Raw genomic sequence first — 18,569 nt, 5'->3', positions numbered from 1 at the left:
AGCGCCCCATGCCCCAGAAGCCGCTGGTCATAGGCATGGCCGGGTTCGGCACCGTGGGCAGCGGCCTTGTCCGCGTGCTGGACGAGAACCGCCAGTGGATCACCGAGCGCACCGGCCGCGAAATGGTCATCAAGACCATTCTGGTGCGCGACCTGGCCAAGCCGCGCGCCTGGCCCGTGCCGCAGGGCGCAACCCTGACCGCCGACCCGGCAGTGCTCACCGACGACCCGGAAATCGACGTGCTGGTGGAACTGATGGGCGGCATTGCCGCCCCCCACGCCATCATCAAGCGGGCGCTGGAAGCGGGCAAGCACGTGGTCACCGCCAACAAGGCCCTGCTGGCCGAAGACGGCTACGACCTGTACCGCCTGGCCGAGCAGAAGAACGTGGGCCTGCACCACGAGGCCAGCGTGGCCGGGGGCATCCCCATCGTCCAGACGCTGAAGGAAAGCCTGGCGGGCAACCGCATCGGCTCGCTGGTCGGCATCCTGAACGGCACGGCCAACTACATCCTGTCCGAGATGACCAGCAACGGCCTGGACTTCGCCACCGCCCTCGGGCAGGCGCAGGAACTGGGCTACGCCGAGGCGGACCCCACGCTGGACATCGAAGGCCACGACACCGCCCACAAGCTGGTGCTGCTGATCCGCCTGGCCTACGGCATGGACTACCCCTACGCCGAACTGCCCGTGCAGGGCATTGCGGGCATCGACCGCATGGACATCGAGTTCGCGCGCGAACTGGGCTTTCGCATCAAGCTGCTGGCTCAGGTGCGCGAGGTGGACGGCAAGCTGGAGGCCGGGGTGTTTCCCACCCTGGTCAAGCACACCTTCCTCATCGCCCGGGTGGGCGGCGCGTACAACGCCATCCGCCTGGAAGGCAACGCCGTGGGCCCCGTGTTCCTGCACGGGCTTGGCGCGGGCAGCCTGCCCACCGCCAGCGCCGTGCTGGCCGACCTGATGACCGTGGCGCGCGGCGCCGCCCCGCACAACACCGGCTTTCAGCGTCAGGTGCCGCCCCGCGCGGACATCCTGCCCCCGGCAGACGCCGAAAGCAGCTACTACGTGCGCGCCATGGTGCCGGACAACCCCGGCGTGCTGCGCGACCTGGCCGGGGCCATGGCCGACCACTCCATCAGCATCGCCCAGGCCATCCAGAAGGGGCAGCACCCCCAGGGCGTGCCGCTGGTGTTCATGACCCACGCCGCCAAGGCCAGCGCCATCCAGGGCGCCATCGCCCAGGTGCAGGCCGCCGGGCTTCTGCTTGCGCCGCCTGTGTGCTACCGCGTGTTGCAGTAAGGATTGAAAAGGCAGGAAAAGGGATAAATTCGCGGGGAAGGGGAACCTCTTGGAAGAGGTTCCCCTTCCCCGCACCCCATCCCCTCCAGAACTTTTTGATTGGGGAAATGCAACCGTAAGGCGGCAGCCCTGCTTGCCCGTACCACCCCCAACGCACCTTCCCGGCCTTTCTCTTGGTTCTTTTCCTGCCAGTGAACTGCCTTTTTTCCTTATACTCCGCGCCGGTCTTCCGGCGCGGATGGCTGGTGCGGACACGGTGCCAGAAATTACGAGTTTTTTCGCCGGACAAGGCGGGTTGCCATTTTTGAGCGGAGCGTACTTTGGTACGTGAGCATCAAAAATGGCAAACCAACGCCGCCCGGCGGAAAAAGACGAATTTTGCAAGCAACGTGACCGTGCTACCCCAAGCGCCACCACCGCCACCGCCATGCACACGCCCCGCATCATCTGCATCCTCGACGGCATGGCCGACCTGCCCGCCCGCGATGGCCAGCCCACCCCGCTGGCCGCCGCGCACACGCCCACCCTCGACCACCTCGCCGCCACCGGCACCGCCGGTCTCTGCCAGGTCATCCCTTGCGGCGCGGAAGCCGGTTCCGACGCGGGCATCCCCGCCCTGCTCGGCTACGACCCGCTGCGCCACCCCGCCGCGCGCGGCCCCCTTGAAGCCCTGGCCGCAGGCCTGACCCTTGCCCCCCGCGACACGGCATGGCGCTGCAACGTGGTGGCGCTGGACGCCCATGGCACTATCGCCGACCCCGCCGCCACCCTGCTCCCCGCCACGGAACAAACGATTGCCCGCATCGTGTCCGAGGCCTTCCCGCCCCCGTCCCACGCCACGGCCCACGGCGGCGGCTTCCGCTTCACGGTGGTGGAACGGGATACCGCCAGCCACGCCGCCTCTCCGTCTTCACCTGTCATCTCTTCGTCCCCCACGCCCGCGTTCACCGCACCCACGCCTTTCACGCCCGCCGGACCGCAGGATGTCGTCGGTCAATCCCCCGCCGATGCCCTGAGCAACCTGGCCCACCACCACCCGGCCCTGCACGCGCGCATCACGGCGGCCAACGCGCACCTTGCCCGATATACCGAAAAGGACGCCCCGCACGGTCTGGCCCTGTGGCCGTGGGGTTGCGGTCACCGCCCCGACCTGCCGCCGTTTGCCACCCGGCGCACTTCCACCGCCACGGCATCGACACCCGGCGCCCCCCTCGCCGCCGCCATGGTGGCGGCGGTGCCGCTGGCACGCGGACTGGCCCTTGCCGCAGGCCTTGCCGCGCCCGAAATCCCCGGCGCCACCGGCGGCGCGGATACAGACCTTGCCGCCAAGGCCGCCGCCGCCCTCGCCCTGCTGGCCGACCACGCAGTGGTCTTCATCCACGTGGAAGGCCCGGACATGTGCGCCCACGCCCGCGACGCCCGCGCCAAGTCCGCCCTGCTGGCCCGCATCGACGTGGAACTCATCGCCCCCCTGCGCACGGCCCGGCCCGACGCCCTGCTCTGCGTCACCTGCGACCACATCACCCACTGCGGCGATGGTCGCCACCACCCGGACGCCGTGCCCTTCCTGCTGCACGGGCCGGGCACGCTGCCGCATCCTGCCGCCCGGTTCGACGAGGCGGCCTGCGCGGCCACGGGCCTGCGCATTCCCTCCGGTCCCGCCCTGCTGGACCTGATCCTGCGGGCCGAGACGAACCGGGCTGGCGCGTAGCGCTCACCCCGCTGGGGCAGGCTTTTCGCACCGCCTTTCCCGCCATCCACGCAAAAAGGGCGCCCCATGAGGACGCCCCTTCTCGCATGCATGCATTCTCAGTCCGTTGCGCGCCTGTCCGCTTCGCGGTAGGGCCACACCAAAGGAGGCCCGCATGCGCCCTACACCGTCACGTTTCCGTTCCGGCCCGTGCCCGCTCGCGGTCCGCGCCGCAGCGGCGGCTCTGCTCACCCTGCTGCTGACGCTGCCCCTGATCTCGACCCTGACGTCGCCCCTGACGCTGCCCCTGACGCTGCCCCTGACGCTGGTCTTTTCCGCACCCCCCGCACAGGCCGCGCAGAATGCCGTCTACCACGGCAACGTGCAGTCGCACATTTTCCACCAGCAGGGTTGCACTTACTACGCGTGCAAGGCCTGCACGGCGGTGTTCACCACGCGCAAAGCAGCCCTGGACGCGGGTTTTCGCCCCTGCAAGGTGTGCAAGCCGTAGGGCCTGCGACCGGATCGCGCTGGCCTAGGCCATGATGCGCTTGCGATACGCGTACAGATGGTAGGCGTTGAAGGCCAGGAACAGCCCGCCCGCCACGATGTGCGCCCGCTCGCGCCCGGCCAGCCCGAACAGCACCAGCGCCGCCAGCGACCCGGCCATGCCCCGCTTGGAAATGCGCATGGCCTCGGCCTTGGTCAGGCGGCGGCAGCAGCACGATTTCTTCGGGGCTGCCGGTTCCTGCGCCGCAAAGGCTTCCAGCATCTTCGCCGCTTCCAGCAGTTGCTCCTGCGTCACGGCGTCCGGGTCGTATTCCACCAGCAGGCCGCCGGTGCGCGGATTGGCCGTGGCGGAAAGCACGCCCGGCGTCTCGCGCAGGGTGCCTTCGATGGCGGCGGCTGCCTCCGGGTTGCGCAGCGCATCGCACCGGATGCGTACCCTGCCGTCGATGAAGCTGCTGATCATGGTCCTCCCCTCCTTGCCGCGCCGGGCGCGGCCCTGCTGCGGATGCGTCCGTTATGCCGTGCCGGAACCGCCGGTCTTGCGGGCAGCCTTGCCGGTGGCCCTGGCCCCGCCTTTGGCCGAACCGGTTTCGTCGGTGGTTTTGGCCGACTTGCCGGATTTGGCGGATTTGGCGGATTTTACGGGCTTGGTCGGCTTGGCGCCATCTTTGGCAGACGGGGCGACCTTGCCCGACATGTCAGACTTTCCTAATGGGCCTGACTTCGCAGCAACCGGAACCTTTGCGGAGCCCTTGCCCGGCATGGCGGTGTCCGATTCCCCGGTCGCCCGGGCCTTGCCCGCCATGGTACCCACCGTCTTGGCAGCGCCCTGCACGGTGGCCTTCAGCGCGGACCTGACGGCGGCACCCGCCCCGGCAATACCCGCCGCAACCCGTGCTGTGGGCGAAACCACGGCGGTGGCCGCCCCGGCAACCGGGCCAGCCGCAGCCTCTCCGGCCACGCCCACGGGCAGCGCCATCATCCCCGGCGTGCGCTCCGCGCCGCGCCGCCCTTCTGCCGCGCCATTGCCCAGCATGGGCCGCATGGCGTTCAGGGCCACGCCCACGGTGGTCAGGTTGTGCAGCAGAGCCAGCATGCCGGGCTGCGCCCGGCCCACCAGGCCAAGGGCCATGAAGGCCGAATTCAGCCCCATGATGGACCCGAAGTTCACATGGATGCGCCGCAGGGTTGCCTTTGCCAACTGACGCGCCACCAGCAGTTCCGCAAGGTCGTTGCCGGAAAGCACCACGTCGGCCACCTCGCGGGCAAGGTCTGCCCCGTCTCGCAGGGAAACGCCCACGTCGGCGGCGGACAGGGCGGGCGAATCGTTGATGCCGTCGCCCACCATCACCACCTTGCCGCCCTCGGCCTGCAACTGCCGCACGATGTCGGCCTTGTCGGCGGGCAGCACCTGGGCGCGCCATTCGTCCACGCCCACGGCGTTGGCCACCGCCGCCGCCGTCACCGGCCCGTCGCCGGTCAGCATGATGATGCGCTTCACGCCCTGCTCGCGCAGGCCGCGCACCACCCCGGCGGCCTCGGTCCGCAGCGGGTCTTCTATGCACAGGATGCCCGCCAGCTTGCCCCCGATGGCCAGGTGCAGGATGGAGTAGCCCTTGGCCGCCCATTCGTTGATCACGGGCAGGAATTCGTCCAGAGGCACGCCCTCGTCCTCGTGGACGAAGTGGCGGCTGCCCACCAGCACGCGCTTGCCGCGCAGGCGCGAGGCGATGCCGTGGGCCACCACGTATTCGACCTCTGCGTGTTCTTCCTGATGGTCCAGCGATTCCTGCTCGGCCTTGCGCACCACGGCGCGGGCCACGGGATGGGGAAAATGCTCTTCCAGACAGGCGGCCAGGCGCAATACGTCGTCGCGGCCATGCCCGTTCAGCGAAATGACCTCCGCCACGCGGGGGCGCGCCTCGGTGAGGGTGCCCGTCTTGTCGAAGACCACGGTGTCCGCGCCCGCCAGACCTTCGATGAACCGCCCCCCCTTGATGAGCACACCATGGTGCGCGCCTTCGCGCATGCCGGTCAGAATGGCCAAGGGCGTGGCCAGGCGGATGGCGCACGAGTAGTCCACCAGCAGCACCGACGCGGCGCGGGCCACGTCTCGGGTGACGGCCCACACCCCGCCCGCCAGCAGGAAGCTGTACGGCACGATGGCGTCGGCCAGGCGCTCCGCCTTGCCCTGCACGTTGGCCTTCAGGGCTTCTGACCGTTCGATGAAGCCCACGATCTGGTTGATGCGCGTCTCGGACCCCACGCCGGTGGGCCGGATGTCCAGCCGCCCTTCCTCCACCACGGTGCCCGCGTACACCGAGGCCCCGGCGCGCCGGGCCACGGCCAGCGGTTCGCCGGTCATGGAGGTCTGGTTGACCATGGCTTCGCCCTCGGCCACCACGCCGTCCACGGGGATGGACGAACCGGCGCGGACCACCACGAGGTCGCCATCGGCCAGGGCGGAAAGGGGCACCTGCACCTCTGCCTCGCCGCGTTTCACCCACACGGTGTCCACGTCCACGGCCAGGCTTTCGGCCAGGCTTTCGCGCGACTTCTTGCGGGTCCATTCCTCCAGGAACTCGCCCACGGCGAACAGCGCGGTGATCAGCCCCACGGAGCGGAAGTCGCCCCGCACCAGCGAGATGCCCAGCGCCGCCGCGTCCAGCACGTCCACGTTGAGACGACCGGAAGCCAGCGACCGCCCCCCCTTGAGCAGGAAGGGGAGCGCGCGGAAGAATGCGGAGACCATGCGCACGATGCGCGGCAGGAAGGGACGCAGGATCAGGTAGCGGATCAGTCCGCCCGCGCCGGGCGCGGCACCGGCCATGGCCAGTCCGTTCAGTCCGCCCAACCCGGCCACGCCCGACGCGTCTGCCGACAGTGCAGGACCGTCCGGAATCATGCCATGAGGGGCCATGGCACCCATGCCGTGCAGGCCGGCCACGCCGGGAGTCCCTGGCGGCAGATGCGCACCCATGGGGCCGCGCGCCTGACGAGCAGGTCCGGCGGGGATGGTGGCGGGGATGGTGGCGGAAGCGTTGCCGCTGATGCCGGAGGGCATGCCTGCCCCCCTGCCCGCGCCCTTGCCGCCGCGTGCTCCGGGCCTGGCAGCGGGTTCGGCACCGGGCCGGGCCTCGGCCCCGTCACCCCTGTCACCCCTGTCACCCCTGCCGCCGCTGCCGCCGTTGCCAGAAGACGCACGCGCCCCGGCCTTGTCGGCCGACCTGCGGCGCGGCGCGCCCCCGGCCACAAAGCCGTCCACCACGGACAGCACCTCGCCGCGCGCGGCGGTGCGGGTGTAGCGTACCAGCACGCTGCCGGTGGTGACGGTGGCGTGCGCCTCTGCCACGCCGTCCACGGCCACGATGCGGGCCACAAGATCATGCGCCCGGTCCTGGGAAAACGAACCGGGGGCGCAGCGCAGGCGCAGGCGCCCCGGCAGTTCGTGTGCTATGCGATAGTCCATGCGCCTCGTCCGTTGCGGATTTGGTCGGAGAGTGATCCGGTTCCTGTCTGATCAGGTCCGGCTAGGCCTTGGCGGCTTCGGCAGTTGCTTCGGGGGCGGCGGCTTCGGAGGCATCCTTGCGCTGCTTGTGCACGTGTTCCGCCTCGGCCACGATGTCTTCCATGTGCTCGCGCACGGTTTCGGCGTAGGCGGACGCCTTGTCCTTCAGGTCGAAGCCGTGGCTCAGCAGATCGGCCATGGCCGGCCGGATGTCGAACTTGCCCCGGCCCAGCATCACCGCGCCCAAGGCACCCAGCGCCACGCCGCCCACGAAATACAGCCCGTACTTGTAGTTCTCGTTCATGCCCGTCTCCTTGTGATGAGTGCGCCGTCGCGCGTCTGGCCCATGTTCATGCCATGTTCTTGCCATGTTCGTGACATGTTCGGCCCGTGCCCGGCAGCCATCCTCGCCAGCCCTGTGCCGCGCGGGAAGCGCCACCTTATTTGATATCGAAAATCAATGTCAACACCTCGTCTCCCATCCGCCCGGTCAAAGACGACCGGAACAGGCGAAAAACGAGAATTCTCCAACGCTAGCATCCGTAACCGAATAGCGACAATACTTTTCGAGTGTTGCGCCTTATTATCACGCTCGCCTTCAACATTCCGGTATATTTAGACAACAAAAAAAACGGCGCCCTTCACGCAAATGAAGGGCGCCGGTATGTGGCATCGGCGGGGCATGTCACGCCGGTCGGTCTGTCGGGGCTGGCCGGTGGGCCGGGTCGATGCGGGTGGTGTCGATTTGTGGCCGTTTACAGATCAGGATTTTCGTTCGTTGGCGGAAAAACACGCCTGCCATGAGGAAGCATGCCTCATGCCGTGGCGAGTCTTCGAGCCATACGGATGAGGACCGCAACGCGCTCTTGTCATATTCGACCGAGCGCTAGCCGTTAGGCGAGCTGCGAGCCTTGCGGCTGAGGGCAGCAACGCCATGGCAGGCAATGCTTGACCGATCTACGCTCAATGTCCGTAAAGCTTGCAAGCTCGCTTACGGATACGCTGCGCGCCTTTCGGGTCGGTCAGCCAACGGGCGAAAGGCCCATTCAGAAACTGCCCCTAGTGCTTCACGACCTTGGTATACATGAAATACCCAATGATGCCGAGCACGATGACGCCAACGACAATGGAACCGATATCCGCGAAACTCATGGTGCCTCCTCGGGCCTGGCCCGACAGGAACGGCAGGCGGCTTCCGTCGTCCACCGGGTTTGCGCCGCCCCCCTGCAAAAAGGCCTGGCGGCGTGTTGCTGGGTGCCGCCATGGCGGCACGCCTTGTGACCACGTGACGATCGAACACAAAACGGCCCCGCCGCACACGAGTGCGAAACGGGGCGAAAAAAGGCCAGCGGGCCAGGCGACTGCGTCCGGGGGGCGTAGAGGGCAGGAGGGGGAAAGGCAGACTGGACTCGACGTGCTCGCATGGCCTGGCCTCCCGCGCATTGAAGCGCAGAACGGAGATTTCGGCATGCATCGGCAGCGTGGCGCTCATTGAGCGTCCGGTCGGTGCAAAGACATGTTCCGCCCGCCAGCTCACCAAGTCAAGACAAAACCGGGTCAAAGGGAAAAAAAGGACATGGGGCGGCGCCAGAAAATGTTCCGCATGCTGTTTGCGCAGTGCATGCATCAGAAGCAGTCGGCATTCACCGCAGTGCCGCCCGCCACCGAATCGTGTGGCGAAGCGGCGGGGCACCATGCCGCACGGCCCCCGAGCACCGTCGGCCTGCGCAGTTGCGCCCCGGCATCGTTGCCCGGAAAACCGGTTCCGGCGTTGCGCTACCCGTCGTCCGTCCCGTCATCGGGCTCGTCATCGGGCCCGTTATCCGGGGCGATGAACGTACCGGACAGCCTCGCCCCGCCCGACAGCGGATTGGGGGCACCCGTGGCATCGGGCGTATCCGCCCCGTAGGGTTCTGCCTCGTTTTCCTCGAAGCGCACCACAAAGCTGGCCCCCGCAATGCCGGATGCCACCTCCAGCCGCCCGCCCAACTGCGCCACCAGGCTGCCCACCAGCTGCATGCCCAGCGTTGCGCCCCCGGCGGGGTCGAAGCCCTCCGGCAGCCCCGCGCCATCGTCGGAAACGCGCACCTCCACCTGGCGTCCGTGGCGCCGGGCGGCTATGGCGATGCGCCCCGCGTCACGACCGGGAAAGGCGTGCTTGATGGCATTGGTGACCAGTTCGTTGAGAATCAACCCGCAGGGGATGGCCGCCGACACCGGCAGGAACAGCGGCGGCAGGTCCAGCGCCAGTTCCACCTCTGCGTCCACGGACGACTGCGCCAGCTTGCGCGCCAGCCGCTCCACGTAGTCGGCCACGTTGACGCTGGCCAGGTCGTTGGCGCGGTACAGTTCCTCGTGCGCCAGGGCCATGGAGGCCACGCGGTTGCGGCTTTCGATGAACCGCTCGCGGTCGGCGGCCCCGTCGGCATAGGCCGCCTGCAGGTTCAACAGGCTTACGATGAGTTGCAGGTTGTTCTTGACCCGGTGGTGCACCTCGCGCAGCAGGATTTCCTTTTCGCGCAGCGAGGCCCGTATGCCTTCCTCTGCCGTGCGCCGGGCGGTGACGTCCTCTGCCAGCCCGGCCACGCGATAGACGTTGCCCTCGCCGTCGCGCACGGGAAACGCCCGGGCATGCACCCAGCGCACCTCGCCGTCGGGCCGCATGATGCGGAATTCCGCATCCACCGGAGTGGCCGAAGTGACAATGCCCGCCATGGCGGTTTCCAGCGCGTTCCTGTCGTCGGGGTGCACGGTGCCCATGCGCGGGTTGCCGCCCCGCATGGCCTCGCGCACCGGGCGCCCCCAGACCGTTTCGTAGGCCGGGGAAAGATACAGTAGCCGGTCACTGGCCAGGTCGCGCACCCAGAACACCTCGCTGGAGTTCTCCATCAACTGACGAAAGCGCTCCTCGCTTTCCGCAAGAGCCCGCTCGAATTCCCGGCGCTCGGCGATTTCCCGACGCAGGCGGCGGTTGGCGTCCTCCAGGTCTTCGGTACGGCGGCGCACCAGGTCTTCCAGCGTTTCGCGGCGGCGGCCCTGCTCGCGCAGCAGTTCGGCCCGCAGCAGGCAGCGCACCAGCGCCCGGTCGAGCACGGCCATGTCATCAATGGGCTTTATCACGAAGTCCCACGCGCCCAGGCGCAGGGCCCGCGCCAGTTCCCGCACCTCGCTGGTGCCGGACACCACGATGACCGGCACCGTGGGGTCTTGCGCCGCGATGCGGGGCAACACCTCGGCCCCGCCCTTGTCTGGCATGCGCCAATCCAGCAGCACGGCGTCGGCGCCGCGCTCGTCGAACAGGGCCAGCGCGTCTCCCCCGCCGCCAGCCTCGCGCACGGCATAGCCCGCCTCGCGCAGGTAGCCGCACATGGCGGTGCGGGCCACCGGGTCGTCGTCCACCACGAGGATGGAAGGAATGCGTTCCGCCGGTTGGCGAGGGTCCATGGAGGTCTCCTTGCAGAGGCGTCCTGCGGGGTGTTGGTCAGGGGTTACGCGGCAGCAGCAGCCACGCTGGCCCCGGCGCATCCAGATGCCCCGCCACGGCGGCGGCACGGTCGCCCGCGCCGCAGAACAGGTCGATGCGGTAGCCCTTGATGGCCCCGCCGGTATCCTGCGCAAGGCCAAGGCCGGTCACCGCGCCGCCGCCCGCTGGTTGCGGCACCGGGGCGGAAAAGGCCACCAGCGCGCCGGATGGCAGCACGGAACGGTCGGTGGCCAGGCTTACCCACGGGGTCAGCGGCCTGCCCGTGCAGCCCAGCGGCCCGCTGGCGCGGCCTTCCTCCATCCGGAAGAAGACGTAGCTGGGGTTGGTGTTCATGAGTTCCCGCGCCTGCGCGGGGTGATTTTCCAGCCACTGGCGGATGGCGGGCATGTTCACCCCGTCGGGCGGCAGTTCGCCCCGTTCCTTCAGGATGCGCCCGATGGACACGTAGGGCCGCCCGTTCTGCGCGGCGTACAGCACGCGGGCTTCGCTGCCGTCGGTAAAGCGGACCCTGCCGGAACCCTGCACCTGCAGGATGTACACGTCCACCGGGTCCGCCGCCCACGCCAGTTCCAGCCCCTTGCCGCGCAACGCACCGGCGTCGATTTCCGCGCGGTCGTAATAGGGCCGCAGCGTGCGCCCCTTGGGGCCGTTCACCACCCGGTAGGTCATGCGCTGCTTGCCGGAACCGGACGCGGCCACTTCCGTCACCTGCATGTCCGGCGGGGTGCGGTAGATGGGGTGCGGGTAGCCGGGCGCGGGGGTGCGGCTGGCGCGCAAGACCGGCTCGTAGTAGCCGGTCCAGGCGGTGTCCACGCGCAGCCAGCGAAACCGCTGGGCAAGCAGGCCGGGGTTGGCGTCCAGCTGGGGCAGCAAGCCGGACAGCTGGCGCAGGGCGGCCATGAAATCCGCGTTGGTCACGCGCACGCCCGACCGGTCAAGGGCCACCCCGCCAGCCGGGCGGGTGCCCATGTAGGAAAGGCTTTGGGCCAGGGCCGGGGCCAGGTCGTTCCACGAGGCAAGCCCCTGGCTGCGCGGGTCCATGGCCGCGATGGCGGCGCGGATCTCATCTGGCGAGGCTTCGGTGTAGGCGGGCAGCGGCGGCAGCGACAGGGCCGGGCGCGCCGGGGCCGGGGCCTGCACCGCCGGGGGCATTTCCGGCTCGGGAACCGCAATCCGGGGGGCATGCGAGGCACAGCCGGAAATGACCAGCGCCAGCAGCAGCGCCCCGGCGGCCCGGGCGCATGCAGGCGCGCAGGCACGCCCGAATGCGGATGAGCCGGATGCGGCAACAGATGCGGCAACAGATGGCGCAGTGGATGACCCGGTGGACAAGGACGAGGCCATGGAGCAGGACAGGCCGCGCACGGCTTTGGCTTTCACCACGAAATGGCGTACGAATCGACACGCCGCGCCACGCGGCAGGAGGTTGCGAAACATATGGACGGCTTTCCCGTGCCGGAAATCTGGTTGGCCCATCGGGTGTCCTACGGTGAAACGGACATGATGGGCGTTGTGTACTATGCGGAATACCTGCACTTCTTCGAGCGTGCCCGCAGCGAATTCATCCGCTCGCGGGGCATGGGCTATGCCACCGTGGAAGAGCGCGGCATCATCCTGCCGGTGCGCGAGGCACGCTGCCGCTACCGCAGCCCGGCCAGGTTCGACGACCTGATCCAGATACGCGCGGGCATCAGTGAATGGGGCCGCGCCTCGCTGACCTTCGTGTACGAGATTCGGGACGAGGGACGCAACAGGTTGCTTGCCGACGGCATGACCCAGCATGCCTGCATCAACCGCGACGGCAAGCCGGTGCCGGTGCCCGGCTGGCTGCGTGACCTGCTGAAATAACGATTCCTTCGGACGGGCACGGGCGTTCACGGCGCCTCGCGGATGTCCATGACGCACATCCGGCCACACCTCACGCAACGAATGTGCCTGCTCGCTTGACTGCCCAGTGGACCGGGAGTAGGGCAAGGCCCATGTTCCTCGACGTCCACACCCACGCCTTCCACCCCAAGATCGCGGCCAAGGTCCTGCAACAGCTGGAATCGCACTACGGCATCTCGCCCGTGGGCGAAGGCGTGGTGGAAGACCTGCTGCCCCGCGCCAAACGCGCCGGGCTGGACGGCGTGGTGGTGCACTGCGCCGCCACCGCCGCCGCGCAGGTGGTGCCCGCCAACGCCTTTGCCGTGGAATTGCAGCGCCACCACCCGGAGGTGGTGGCCTTCGGCACCGTGCATCCGGAATATCAGGACTGGGAACACCAGTTGGACCGGCTGCGCGCGGCGGGCATCCGGGGGCTGAAGCTGCACCCGGAATTCCAGGGCTTCCGCCTGGACGACCCGCGCCTGCTGCCCATCATCGAGGCGGCGCAGGACGACTTCGTGTTCATGTGCCACATCGGCGACAAGCTGCCCCCGGCGGAAAACCCCTCCTGCCCGTACAAGCTGGCCGCCCTGCTGGATGCCTTTCCGCGCGCCCGGTTCATCGCCGCGCACCTGGGCGGCTACCAGCACTGGCAGTACGCGCTGGAAGCGCTGGTGGGCCGCGAGGTGTGGATGGACACCTCCAGCAGCCTCTCGTTCATCGACGACGCCACCCTGCACGCCATCTTCGACCGGCACGACCGCGAGCGCATCCTGTTCGGCAGCGACTATCCCCTGTTCGACCCCGCCGACGAATGCCACCGCCTGCAACGGCGGCTGGACCTTTCCGACGGCGAAATAGAGGTGCTGCTGTCCAGCGCGGCCACCCTGCTGGGGCTCGACGGAACAACGAACGTCTCCGCGCCCCCGGCATAGCCACGGAGCGCGGCGGCACGACGTTCGGCGCCCGACGCTCCATGCGGCGAGCGGGTCGCCCCCCTGCCGGTTAACCGGCATGACGCCACGGCATGACGCCGCCGGAGCGCGCGGGGGCTTGCCCCGCCCCTCACACCAGTTGCAAGTATCCGATGAAATTGTCGATGCCGCGCAGGCGGCAGTCCGCGTAGCGGCGCACGTAGTCCTCGAAGGTCATGCGCCGCCCGTAGATGTTGTACGTGGCGTCCGGCCCGCCGAATGCCAGCCCGTGGTGCGCGGCAACCTGCGGGTGGATGGGCAGTTCGAACTCCGGGTACGGATCGGTGAAGCCGTCGCGCACCGCCGGGGGCAGCGGGTCCATGCCCAGCGCCGCCAGCACGCCTTCCGCCACGTGCAGCATCAGTCGCCGGTTGGGGTGGTTGATGGTGGCGAACAGCCGCTCCTGCTTCCACAGCGTTTCCACCAGTTCCACCGTGGGGGCCACCACGGCGGGGATGCCGCCCGGCAGCGCGCGCCCGGCAGCGTCATTACCCCGGTCAACGTCATGGCACCCGGCCCTGCCCCGTTCCACGTCCGCGCCGCGTTCCTTGTCCCGTTCCACATCCAGCGATGCGCGCAGCATGGCGTCCAGGTCGTACTTGGCCGCGATGTCGCCGTGCAGGTACACGTGCAGGATTTCGGCCATGCCAAGGCCCATGGACACCAGCCGGTCCAGGAGCGAATCGCCGAAATCCATGGGGCTCTTGTTGGTCCAGAAGGGCCAGTACCCCGTGAACAGCATGTTGGGCAGGCGCAGCACCCGCGCCGCCGGGTTGACCATGGCCAGCAGCCTGTCCGAGGCGTGGTCGTCCCACTTTTCGCCCAGGTGCTGGTACAGGAACAGCCCGCAGCCGGATAGTTCGGCGGGGGCCACGCGCTCGCGCAGGTAGTTGGTGTATCGGCGGATTTCGTGGCGCGCGGCAAACTGCGGCGAGGCGGCCAGCAGTTGCGCCAGCGGGTCGCCCTGGCAGTTGGCGTGGATGAGGCAGAGACTGCGGTGCGGTGTGGTCATGGGAGTCTGCGCGGGATACGCGGCTGAAGGTCGACGGGGTGCGCCCGGATGGGGCGGAATTGCGGGACAACGAGACAGCGGGCCTGTGGGCTCGTGGGTTTGTGAGTCTGTGAGTCTGTGAGCCTGTCAGGCAAGGGGGGACGGCAGGCGGGCTGTCGCCAACCGGTGCGACTGCCAGCGGCCATCCGTCGTCATCTGTTCGGCGGGCGCGCCCGTTTTCTTTACATCCCCACCCGATTGTGGAACACTATTTTGTGGGCATGCGTCCAACGGCATACCCCAAGGGCCGGTGACTACCGTGCCCGGCTTGTACACCCAACCCCCCGTACAGACAATGCTCATCGCCGTCCGCGCGCGACGCGTCATACCCCTCGCAGGTGAGGGTCCGTCACGAGACCCGCGCGACCTGTTTTCGCCGCCCCGCGTTCTCGACGACCATGTCGTTGTGATCCGGGGCGTTTTCTTGGACGGCACCGGGCAACCGGCATTGGCGGAGGGGGCGGAGGCCCCCTATGGCGCGGACGGCGCGGATGGAGCGGCCCGCGTGCTTTCGGGGGTGCGCGGCGGCGTCATCGAGGCCGTGGAGCCCATGGACGCCTTCCGCCGCCGCACGGGCGTGCCCCTGACCGACCTTGGCGACGTCACCCTGCTGCCCGGCGTGGTCAACTGCCACACCCATCTCGAACTTTCGCACCTGGCCGGGCGCACCGTGCTGGGGGGCGGCTTCGTGCCGTGGGTGAAAAGCCTGCTGCCGCTGGCGGGGGCCGAAACCCCTCCGGACGTCCGTACCGCCGCCCTGGCCGATGCCGCGCGCCAGCTTGCGGCCTGCCATACCGCGCATGTGGGCGACATCACCGCCGTGGCCCCCGCCGCCGTGCGCCGGGCCATGCAGGCCGCGTCCATCGGTTGTTCGCACTTTGCAGAGGTGTTCGGCTACCGCTTCACCGCGCCCGACGGCGAGTCTGCCGCCCCGCCCACCCATCCGGCGGACACCGCCGCCCTGTGGCCGCGCGCCATGGCGGAACTGGCGTCCGACCTTGCCGTGGACGATGTGGCCCCCTTCGGCCCGGCTGGCGCATCCCCCGCCACCGGCGCGCCCTTCCCCGTCCACCCGGATGCCGCGCTGGCCGGGCATGCCCTGTATTCCACCCATCCGGTGGCCCTGGCCGCCGCCCGCCGCTGGTGCGAACGCAACCACCGCGTCTTTTCCATGCATCTGGCCGAACACCCGGACGAGGTGGAGTTCCTGACCACCGGGCGCGGCGCGCTGGCCGACCTGCTGGCCGTGCGCGTGCTGCCGCCGGGCTTTGTCGCGGCGGGCATGCGCCCCGTGCCCTACGCAGCCGAACTCGGCCTGCTGGACGAAGGCACCCTGGCCGTGCACTGCGTGCAACTGGACGCGGCGGACATCCGCCTGCTGGCCGAATCGGGCGCGCACGTCTGCCTGTGCCCCCGCTCCAACGCGGCCATCAACGTGGGATCGGCCCCGGCCCGCGCCCTGGCCGAGGCGGGCGCGCCGCTGTGCCTGGGCACCGACAGCCTGGCCTCGAACCACGACCTGGACCTGTGGAACGAGGCGCGCGCCCTGCGCGACCTGCCCGCCGGGCACGACCTGCCCCCCGCCGCCCTGCTGCGCCTGCTGACCGCGGACGGCGCAGCCGCCCTTGGCCGGGGCGACATCGGCGCCATCGTTCCGGGCCGCCGCGCGCGGCTGGCCCTGCTGCCCCAAGATTTTTCCCAAGCACTGGGGACAACCCCGTAACCCCCCACACCCACATGCAGCACGCACAACGCCCCACGTGGCCCCACAAGGACCTGCTGGACGTCACCCAGCTGACGCGGGCAGAGCTGTTCCACCTGCTGGACACGGCGGCCCAGTTCCACGACATCAACCGCCGCCCCGTGAAAAAGGTGCCCACCCTGAAGGGCAAGAGCGTGGTGCTGTTCTTCGCGGAGCCGAGCACCCGCACCAAGACATCGTTCGACGTGGCGGGCAAGCGGCTTTCCGCCGACACCTTCTCGCTGGCCAAGAGCGGGTCCAGCCTGTCCAAGGGCGAAAGCCTGAAGGACACCGCGCTCACCTTGCAGGCCATGACGCCGGACATCATCGTCATCCGCCATTCGTCCAGCGGCGCGGCGCAGTTTCTGGCCGAGCGGCTGGACTGCTCGGTGGTCAACGCGGGCGACGGCTGGCACGCCCACCCCACCCAGGCCCTGCTGGACTGCTATTCGCTGCGCCAGGTCTGGGGCGACACCTTCGAGGGGCGCACCCTGCTCATCCTGGGTGACATTGCCCACAGCCGGGTGGCCCGATCCAACGTGCACCTGCTCTCGTCGCTGGGGGTAAAGGTGCGGCTGTGCGCGCCGCGCACCCTGTTGCCCGCCGGGGTGCACAACTGGCCGGTGACCATCTTCAACCGGCTGGACGACGCCGTGCAGGGAGTGGACGCGGTGATGTGCCTGCGCCTGCAACTGGAACGCCAGCAGGCGGGCCTGCTGCCCGACCTGCGCGAATACGCGCAGCGTTTCTGCCTGTCGCCCCGGCACCTGGCCATGGCCGCGCCGGGCGCGCGGGTGCTGCACCCCGGCCCCATGAACCGCGGGCTGGAAATCTCGTCCGTGCTGGCCGACGCCCCCGAAAGCCTGATCCTGGACCAGGTGGCCGCGGGCGTGGCCACGCGCATGGCAATCCTTTTCCTGCTCGCCACCCGCACCGGCATAGAGCAGACCGCCGACAACGGAGGCCGCGCATGACCGCCACCACTTCCCCTTCCCTGTTCCTTCGCAATGCCCGCCTGCTGGGGCGCATGGTGGACGTTGCCGTGGCCGACGGGCGCATCGCGTCCGTGACCGACAGCGGCGCGGGCTGCACGCCCGCCGGTACGGACGCCGGTTCCGGCGCCGCGCCCGCCGGGGCGGAGAGCATCGACGCCAAGGGCATGGTGCTGTTTCCGGCCTTGATCGACGCGCACACCCACATGCGCGAGCCGGGGCAGGAGTACAAGGAAGACATCGCCAGCGGGCTTGCGGCAGCCGCCCACGGCGGGTTCGGGGCCGTGCTGTGCATGGCCAACACCAAACCGGTCAACGACGATGCCTCCATCACCCGCGACATGATCGACACCGCCCGCCGCCACTGGCCGCACGGCCCGCGCCTGCACCCCATCGGCGCGGCCACGGTGGGGCTGAAGGGCACGGAGCTTGCCCCACTGGCCGAACTGGCCGAGGCGGGCTGCGTGGCCTTTTCCAACGACGGCGCGCCCGTGCCGGATACCGAAATGTTCCGCCGCTGCGTGGAATACGCCGCCGACCAGGGCAAGGTGGTCATCGACCACTGCGAAGACCCCTACCTGGCCAAGGGCGCGCACATGAACGAGGGCGAGACCAGCGGGCGCATAGGGGTGAAGGGCCAGCCGGACATCGGCGAGGCGCTGCACGTGGCGCGCGACATCCTGCTGGCCGACTACCTGAAGCTGCCCATCCACCTCGCGCACATCTCGTGCCGCCGCTCGGTGGAACTGATCGCCTGGGCCAAGCAGCGTGGCGTGCCGGTAACGGCGGAAACCTGCCCCCACTACCTGCTGCTGACCGACAAGGAACTGCTGGGCTACGACACCAAGGCCAAGGTCAACCCGCCCCTGCGCACCGACGACGACGTGGCCGCCCTGCGTGAGGCCGTGCAATCCGGCGTCATCGACATCCTGGCCACCGATCATGCCCCGCACGCGGCGCACGAAAAGGAAACCCCGCTGGACGAGGCGCCCAATGGCATCACCGGCCTTGATACCGCCGTGGCCCTGACCTGGGGGCTGGTGCGTGAAGGCGTGCTGACCGAGGCGGATTTGATCCGCCTGTGGGCGACGGAACCGGGAAGGATATTCGGGCTGCCCGTGAACGGATTCAACGTGGGCGACCCGGCGGATTTCTTCCTGCTGGACCCGGAAGAGAAGTGGGTGCCCTCGCGCGGGACCATGCACTCGAAGAGTCTGAACACGCCGTTCCTGGGGAAGGAACTGGTGGGCCGGGTGAAGGCGCTGTGGCTTGGGGGAGTGAAAGTGGTGTAGGGGGACGGGGCTGGGCCGCAGGCAAAGAAGAGAGGTCGTGCGCTATTGGACACGGCGTCCACGAATACACGCCAGCCCTGTTGAGTACAGTCGATTTCGTTATGTCTCCGACGGGCAAGGGGCCATTTAGCGATGGCCCCTTGCATCCCCGCGCTCCAGGGGG

At 69.1% G+C, this 18,569-nt stretch carries 15 protein-coding genes; 8 read left to right on the top strand and 7 right to left on the bottom strand.

Annotated features, from left to right (window positions below):
- Window positions 1-8 precede the first annotated feature (8 nt).
- The 3 genes from K6142_RS10350 (at window position 9) to K6142_RS10340 (ending at window position 3,499) form a co-directional block, all read left to right on the top strand.
- Window positions 9-1,298, top strand: a complete 1,290-nt coding sequence (locus K6142_RS10350) for a homoserine dehydrogenase (protein ID WP_190245123.1) — start codon at window positions 9-11, stop codon at window positions 1,296-1,298.
- A 427-nt stretch (window positions 1,299-1,725) separates the two neighbouring features.
- Window positions 1,726-3,009: a phosphoglycerate mutase gene (locus tag K6142_RS10345; protein ID WP_190245112.1), complete on the top strand. Its 1,284-nt coding sequence runs from the start codon at window positions 1,726-1,728 to the stop codon at window positions 3,007-3,009.
- A 154-nt stretch (window positions 3,010-3,163) separates the two neighbouring features.
- Entirely contained in the window at window positions 3,164-3,499 is a 336-nt protein-coding gene (locus tag K6142_RS10340) for an Ada metal-binding domain-containing protein (protein ID WP_190245113.1), read from the top strand.
- A 24-nt stretch (window positions 3,500-3,523) separates the two neighbouring features.
- Here the strand turns inward: K6142_RS10340 and K6142_RS10335 are convergent, their stop codons facing one another.
- The 6 genes from K6142_RS10335 to K6142_RS10310 all read right to left on the bottom strand — a co-directional run bounded on the left by K6142_RS10335 (window position 3,524) and on the right by K6142_RS10310 (window position 11,927).
- Window positions 3,524-3,961 (bottom strand): HMA2 domain-containing protein, encoded by a 438-nt coding sequence (locus K6142_RS10335; RefSeq protein WP_190245114.1) that lies wholly within the window; start codon window positions 3,959-3,961, stop codon window positions 3,524-3,526.
- A 51-nt stretch (window positions 3,962-4,012) separates the two neighbouring features.
- Window positions 4,013-6,967 (bottom strand): heavy metal translocating P-type ATPase, encoded by a 2,955-nt coding sequence (locus K6142_RS10330; protein ID WP_223380831.1) that lies wholly within the window; start codon window positions 6,965-6,967, stop codon window positions 4,013-4,015.
- A gap of 61 nt (window positions 6,968-7,028) precedes the next feature.
- The gene (locus tag K6142_RS10325) at window positions 7,029-7,310 is read right to left on the bottom strand and encodes a hypothetical protein (RefSeq protein ID WP_190245116.1); all 282 of its coding nucleotides are present in this window, start codon (window positions 7,308-7,310) and stop codon (window positions 7,029-7,031) included.
- A gap of 755 nt (window positions 7,311-8,065) precedes the next feature.
- On the bottom strand, window positions 8,066-8,308 hold the full coding sequence (locus K6142_RS10320; protein WP_223290367.1) for a hypothetical protein: 243 nt from the start codon (window positions 8,306-8,308) through the stop codon (window positions 8,066-8,068).
- Between the two features lie 474 nt (window positions 8,309-8,782).
- Window positions 8,783-10,450: a sensor histidine kinase gene (locus K6142_RS10315; protein WP_190245118.1), complete on the bottom strand. Its 1,668-nt coding sequence runs from the start codon at window positions 10,448-10,450 to the stop codon at window positions 8,783-8,785.
- 37 nt (window positions 10,451-10,487) lie between these two features.
- Window positions 10,488-11,927 (bottom strand): murein transglycosylase A, encoded by a 1,440-nt coding sequence (locus K6142_RS10310; RefSeq protein ID WP_223290368.1) that lies wholly within the window; start codon window positions 11,925-11,927, stop codon window positions 10,488-10,490.
- Here K6142_RS10310 and K6142_RS10305 point away from each other — a divergent pair, their 5' ends adjacent.
- Both K6142_RS10305 and K6142_RS10300 read left to right on the top strand, forming a co-directional pair.
- Window positions 11,928-12,338 carry an acyl-CoA thioesterase gene (locus K6142_RS10305; protein WP_190245119.1) on the top strand — a complete coding sequence of 137 codons (411 nt, stop codon included), beginning with the start codon at window positions 11,928-11,930 and terminating at the stop codon, window positions 12,336-12,338.
- Between the two features lie 131 nt (window positions 12,339-12,469).
- A complete protein-coding gene (locus tag K6142_RS10300; protein ID WP_012612553.1) occupies window positions 12,470-13,291 on the top strand; it encodes an amidohydrolase family protein in 822 nt (273 codons plus the stop codon).
- A 130-nt stretch (window positions 13,292-13,421) separates the two neighbouring features.
- Here K6142_RS10300 and K6142_RS10295 read toward each other — a convergent pair whose 3' ends face one another.
- Window positions 13,422-14,342, bottom strand: coding sequence for a WcbI family polysaccharide biosynthesis putative acetyltransferase (locus tag K6142_RS10295; protein ID WP_190245120.1), 921 nt, complete (start codon window positions 14,340-14,342; stop codon window positions 13,422-13,424).
- Between the two features lie 463 nt (window positions 14,343-14,805).
- Between K6142_RS10295 and K6142_RS10290 the strand changes: the two genes are divergently transcribed.
- Genes K6142_RS10290 through K6142_RS10280 form a run of 3 tightly spaced genes read left to right on the top strand, consistent with a single transcriptional unit; the run spans window position 14,806 to window position 18,406 of the window.
- The gene (locus tag K6142_RS10290) at window positions 14,806-16,104 is read left to right on the top strand and encodes an amidohydrolase family protein (protein ID WP_223380830.1); all 1,299 of its coding nucleotides are present in this window, start codon (window positions 14,806-14,808) and stop codon (window positions 16,102-16,104) included.
- A 14-nt stretch (window positions 16,105-16,118) separates the two neighbouring features.
- On the top strand, window positions 16,119-17,096 hold the full coding sequence (locus K6142_RS10285) for an aspartate carbamoyltransferase catalytic subunit (RefSeq protein ID WP_190245837.1): 978 nt from the start codon (window positions 16,119-16,121) through the stop codon (window positions 17,094-17,096).
- The gene (locus K6142_RS10280; RefSeq protein WP_190245836.1) at window positions 17,093-18,406 is read left to right on the top strand and encodes a dihydroorotase; all 1,314 of its coding nucleotides are present in this window, start codon (window positions 17,093-17,095) and stop codon (window positions 18,404-18,406) included. Before K6142_RS10285 ends, K6142_RS10280 begins: the two co-directional genes overlap by 4 nt.
- Window positions 18,407-18,569 lie beyond the last annotated feature (163 nt).

Origin of the sequence: Nitratidesulfovibrio sp. SRB-5, from assembly GCF_019931275.1 — a bacterium.
Taxonomy (GTDB): domain Bacteria; phylum Desulfobacterota; class Desulfovibrionia; order Desulfovibrionales; family Desulfovibrionaceae; genus Cupidesulfovibrio.
This window is presented reverse-complemented; position numbering and strand designations above follow the sequence as displayed.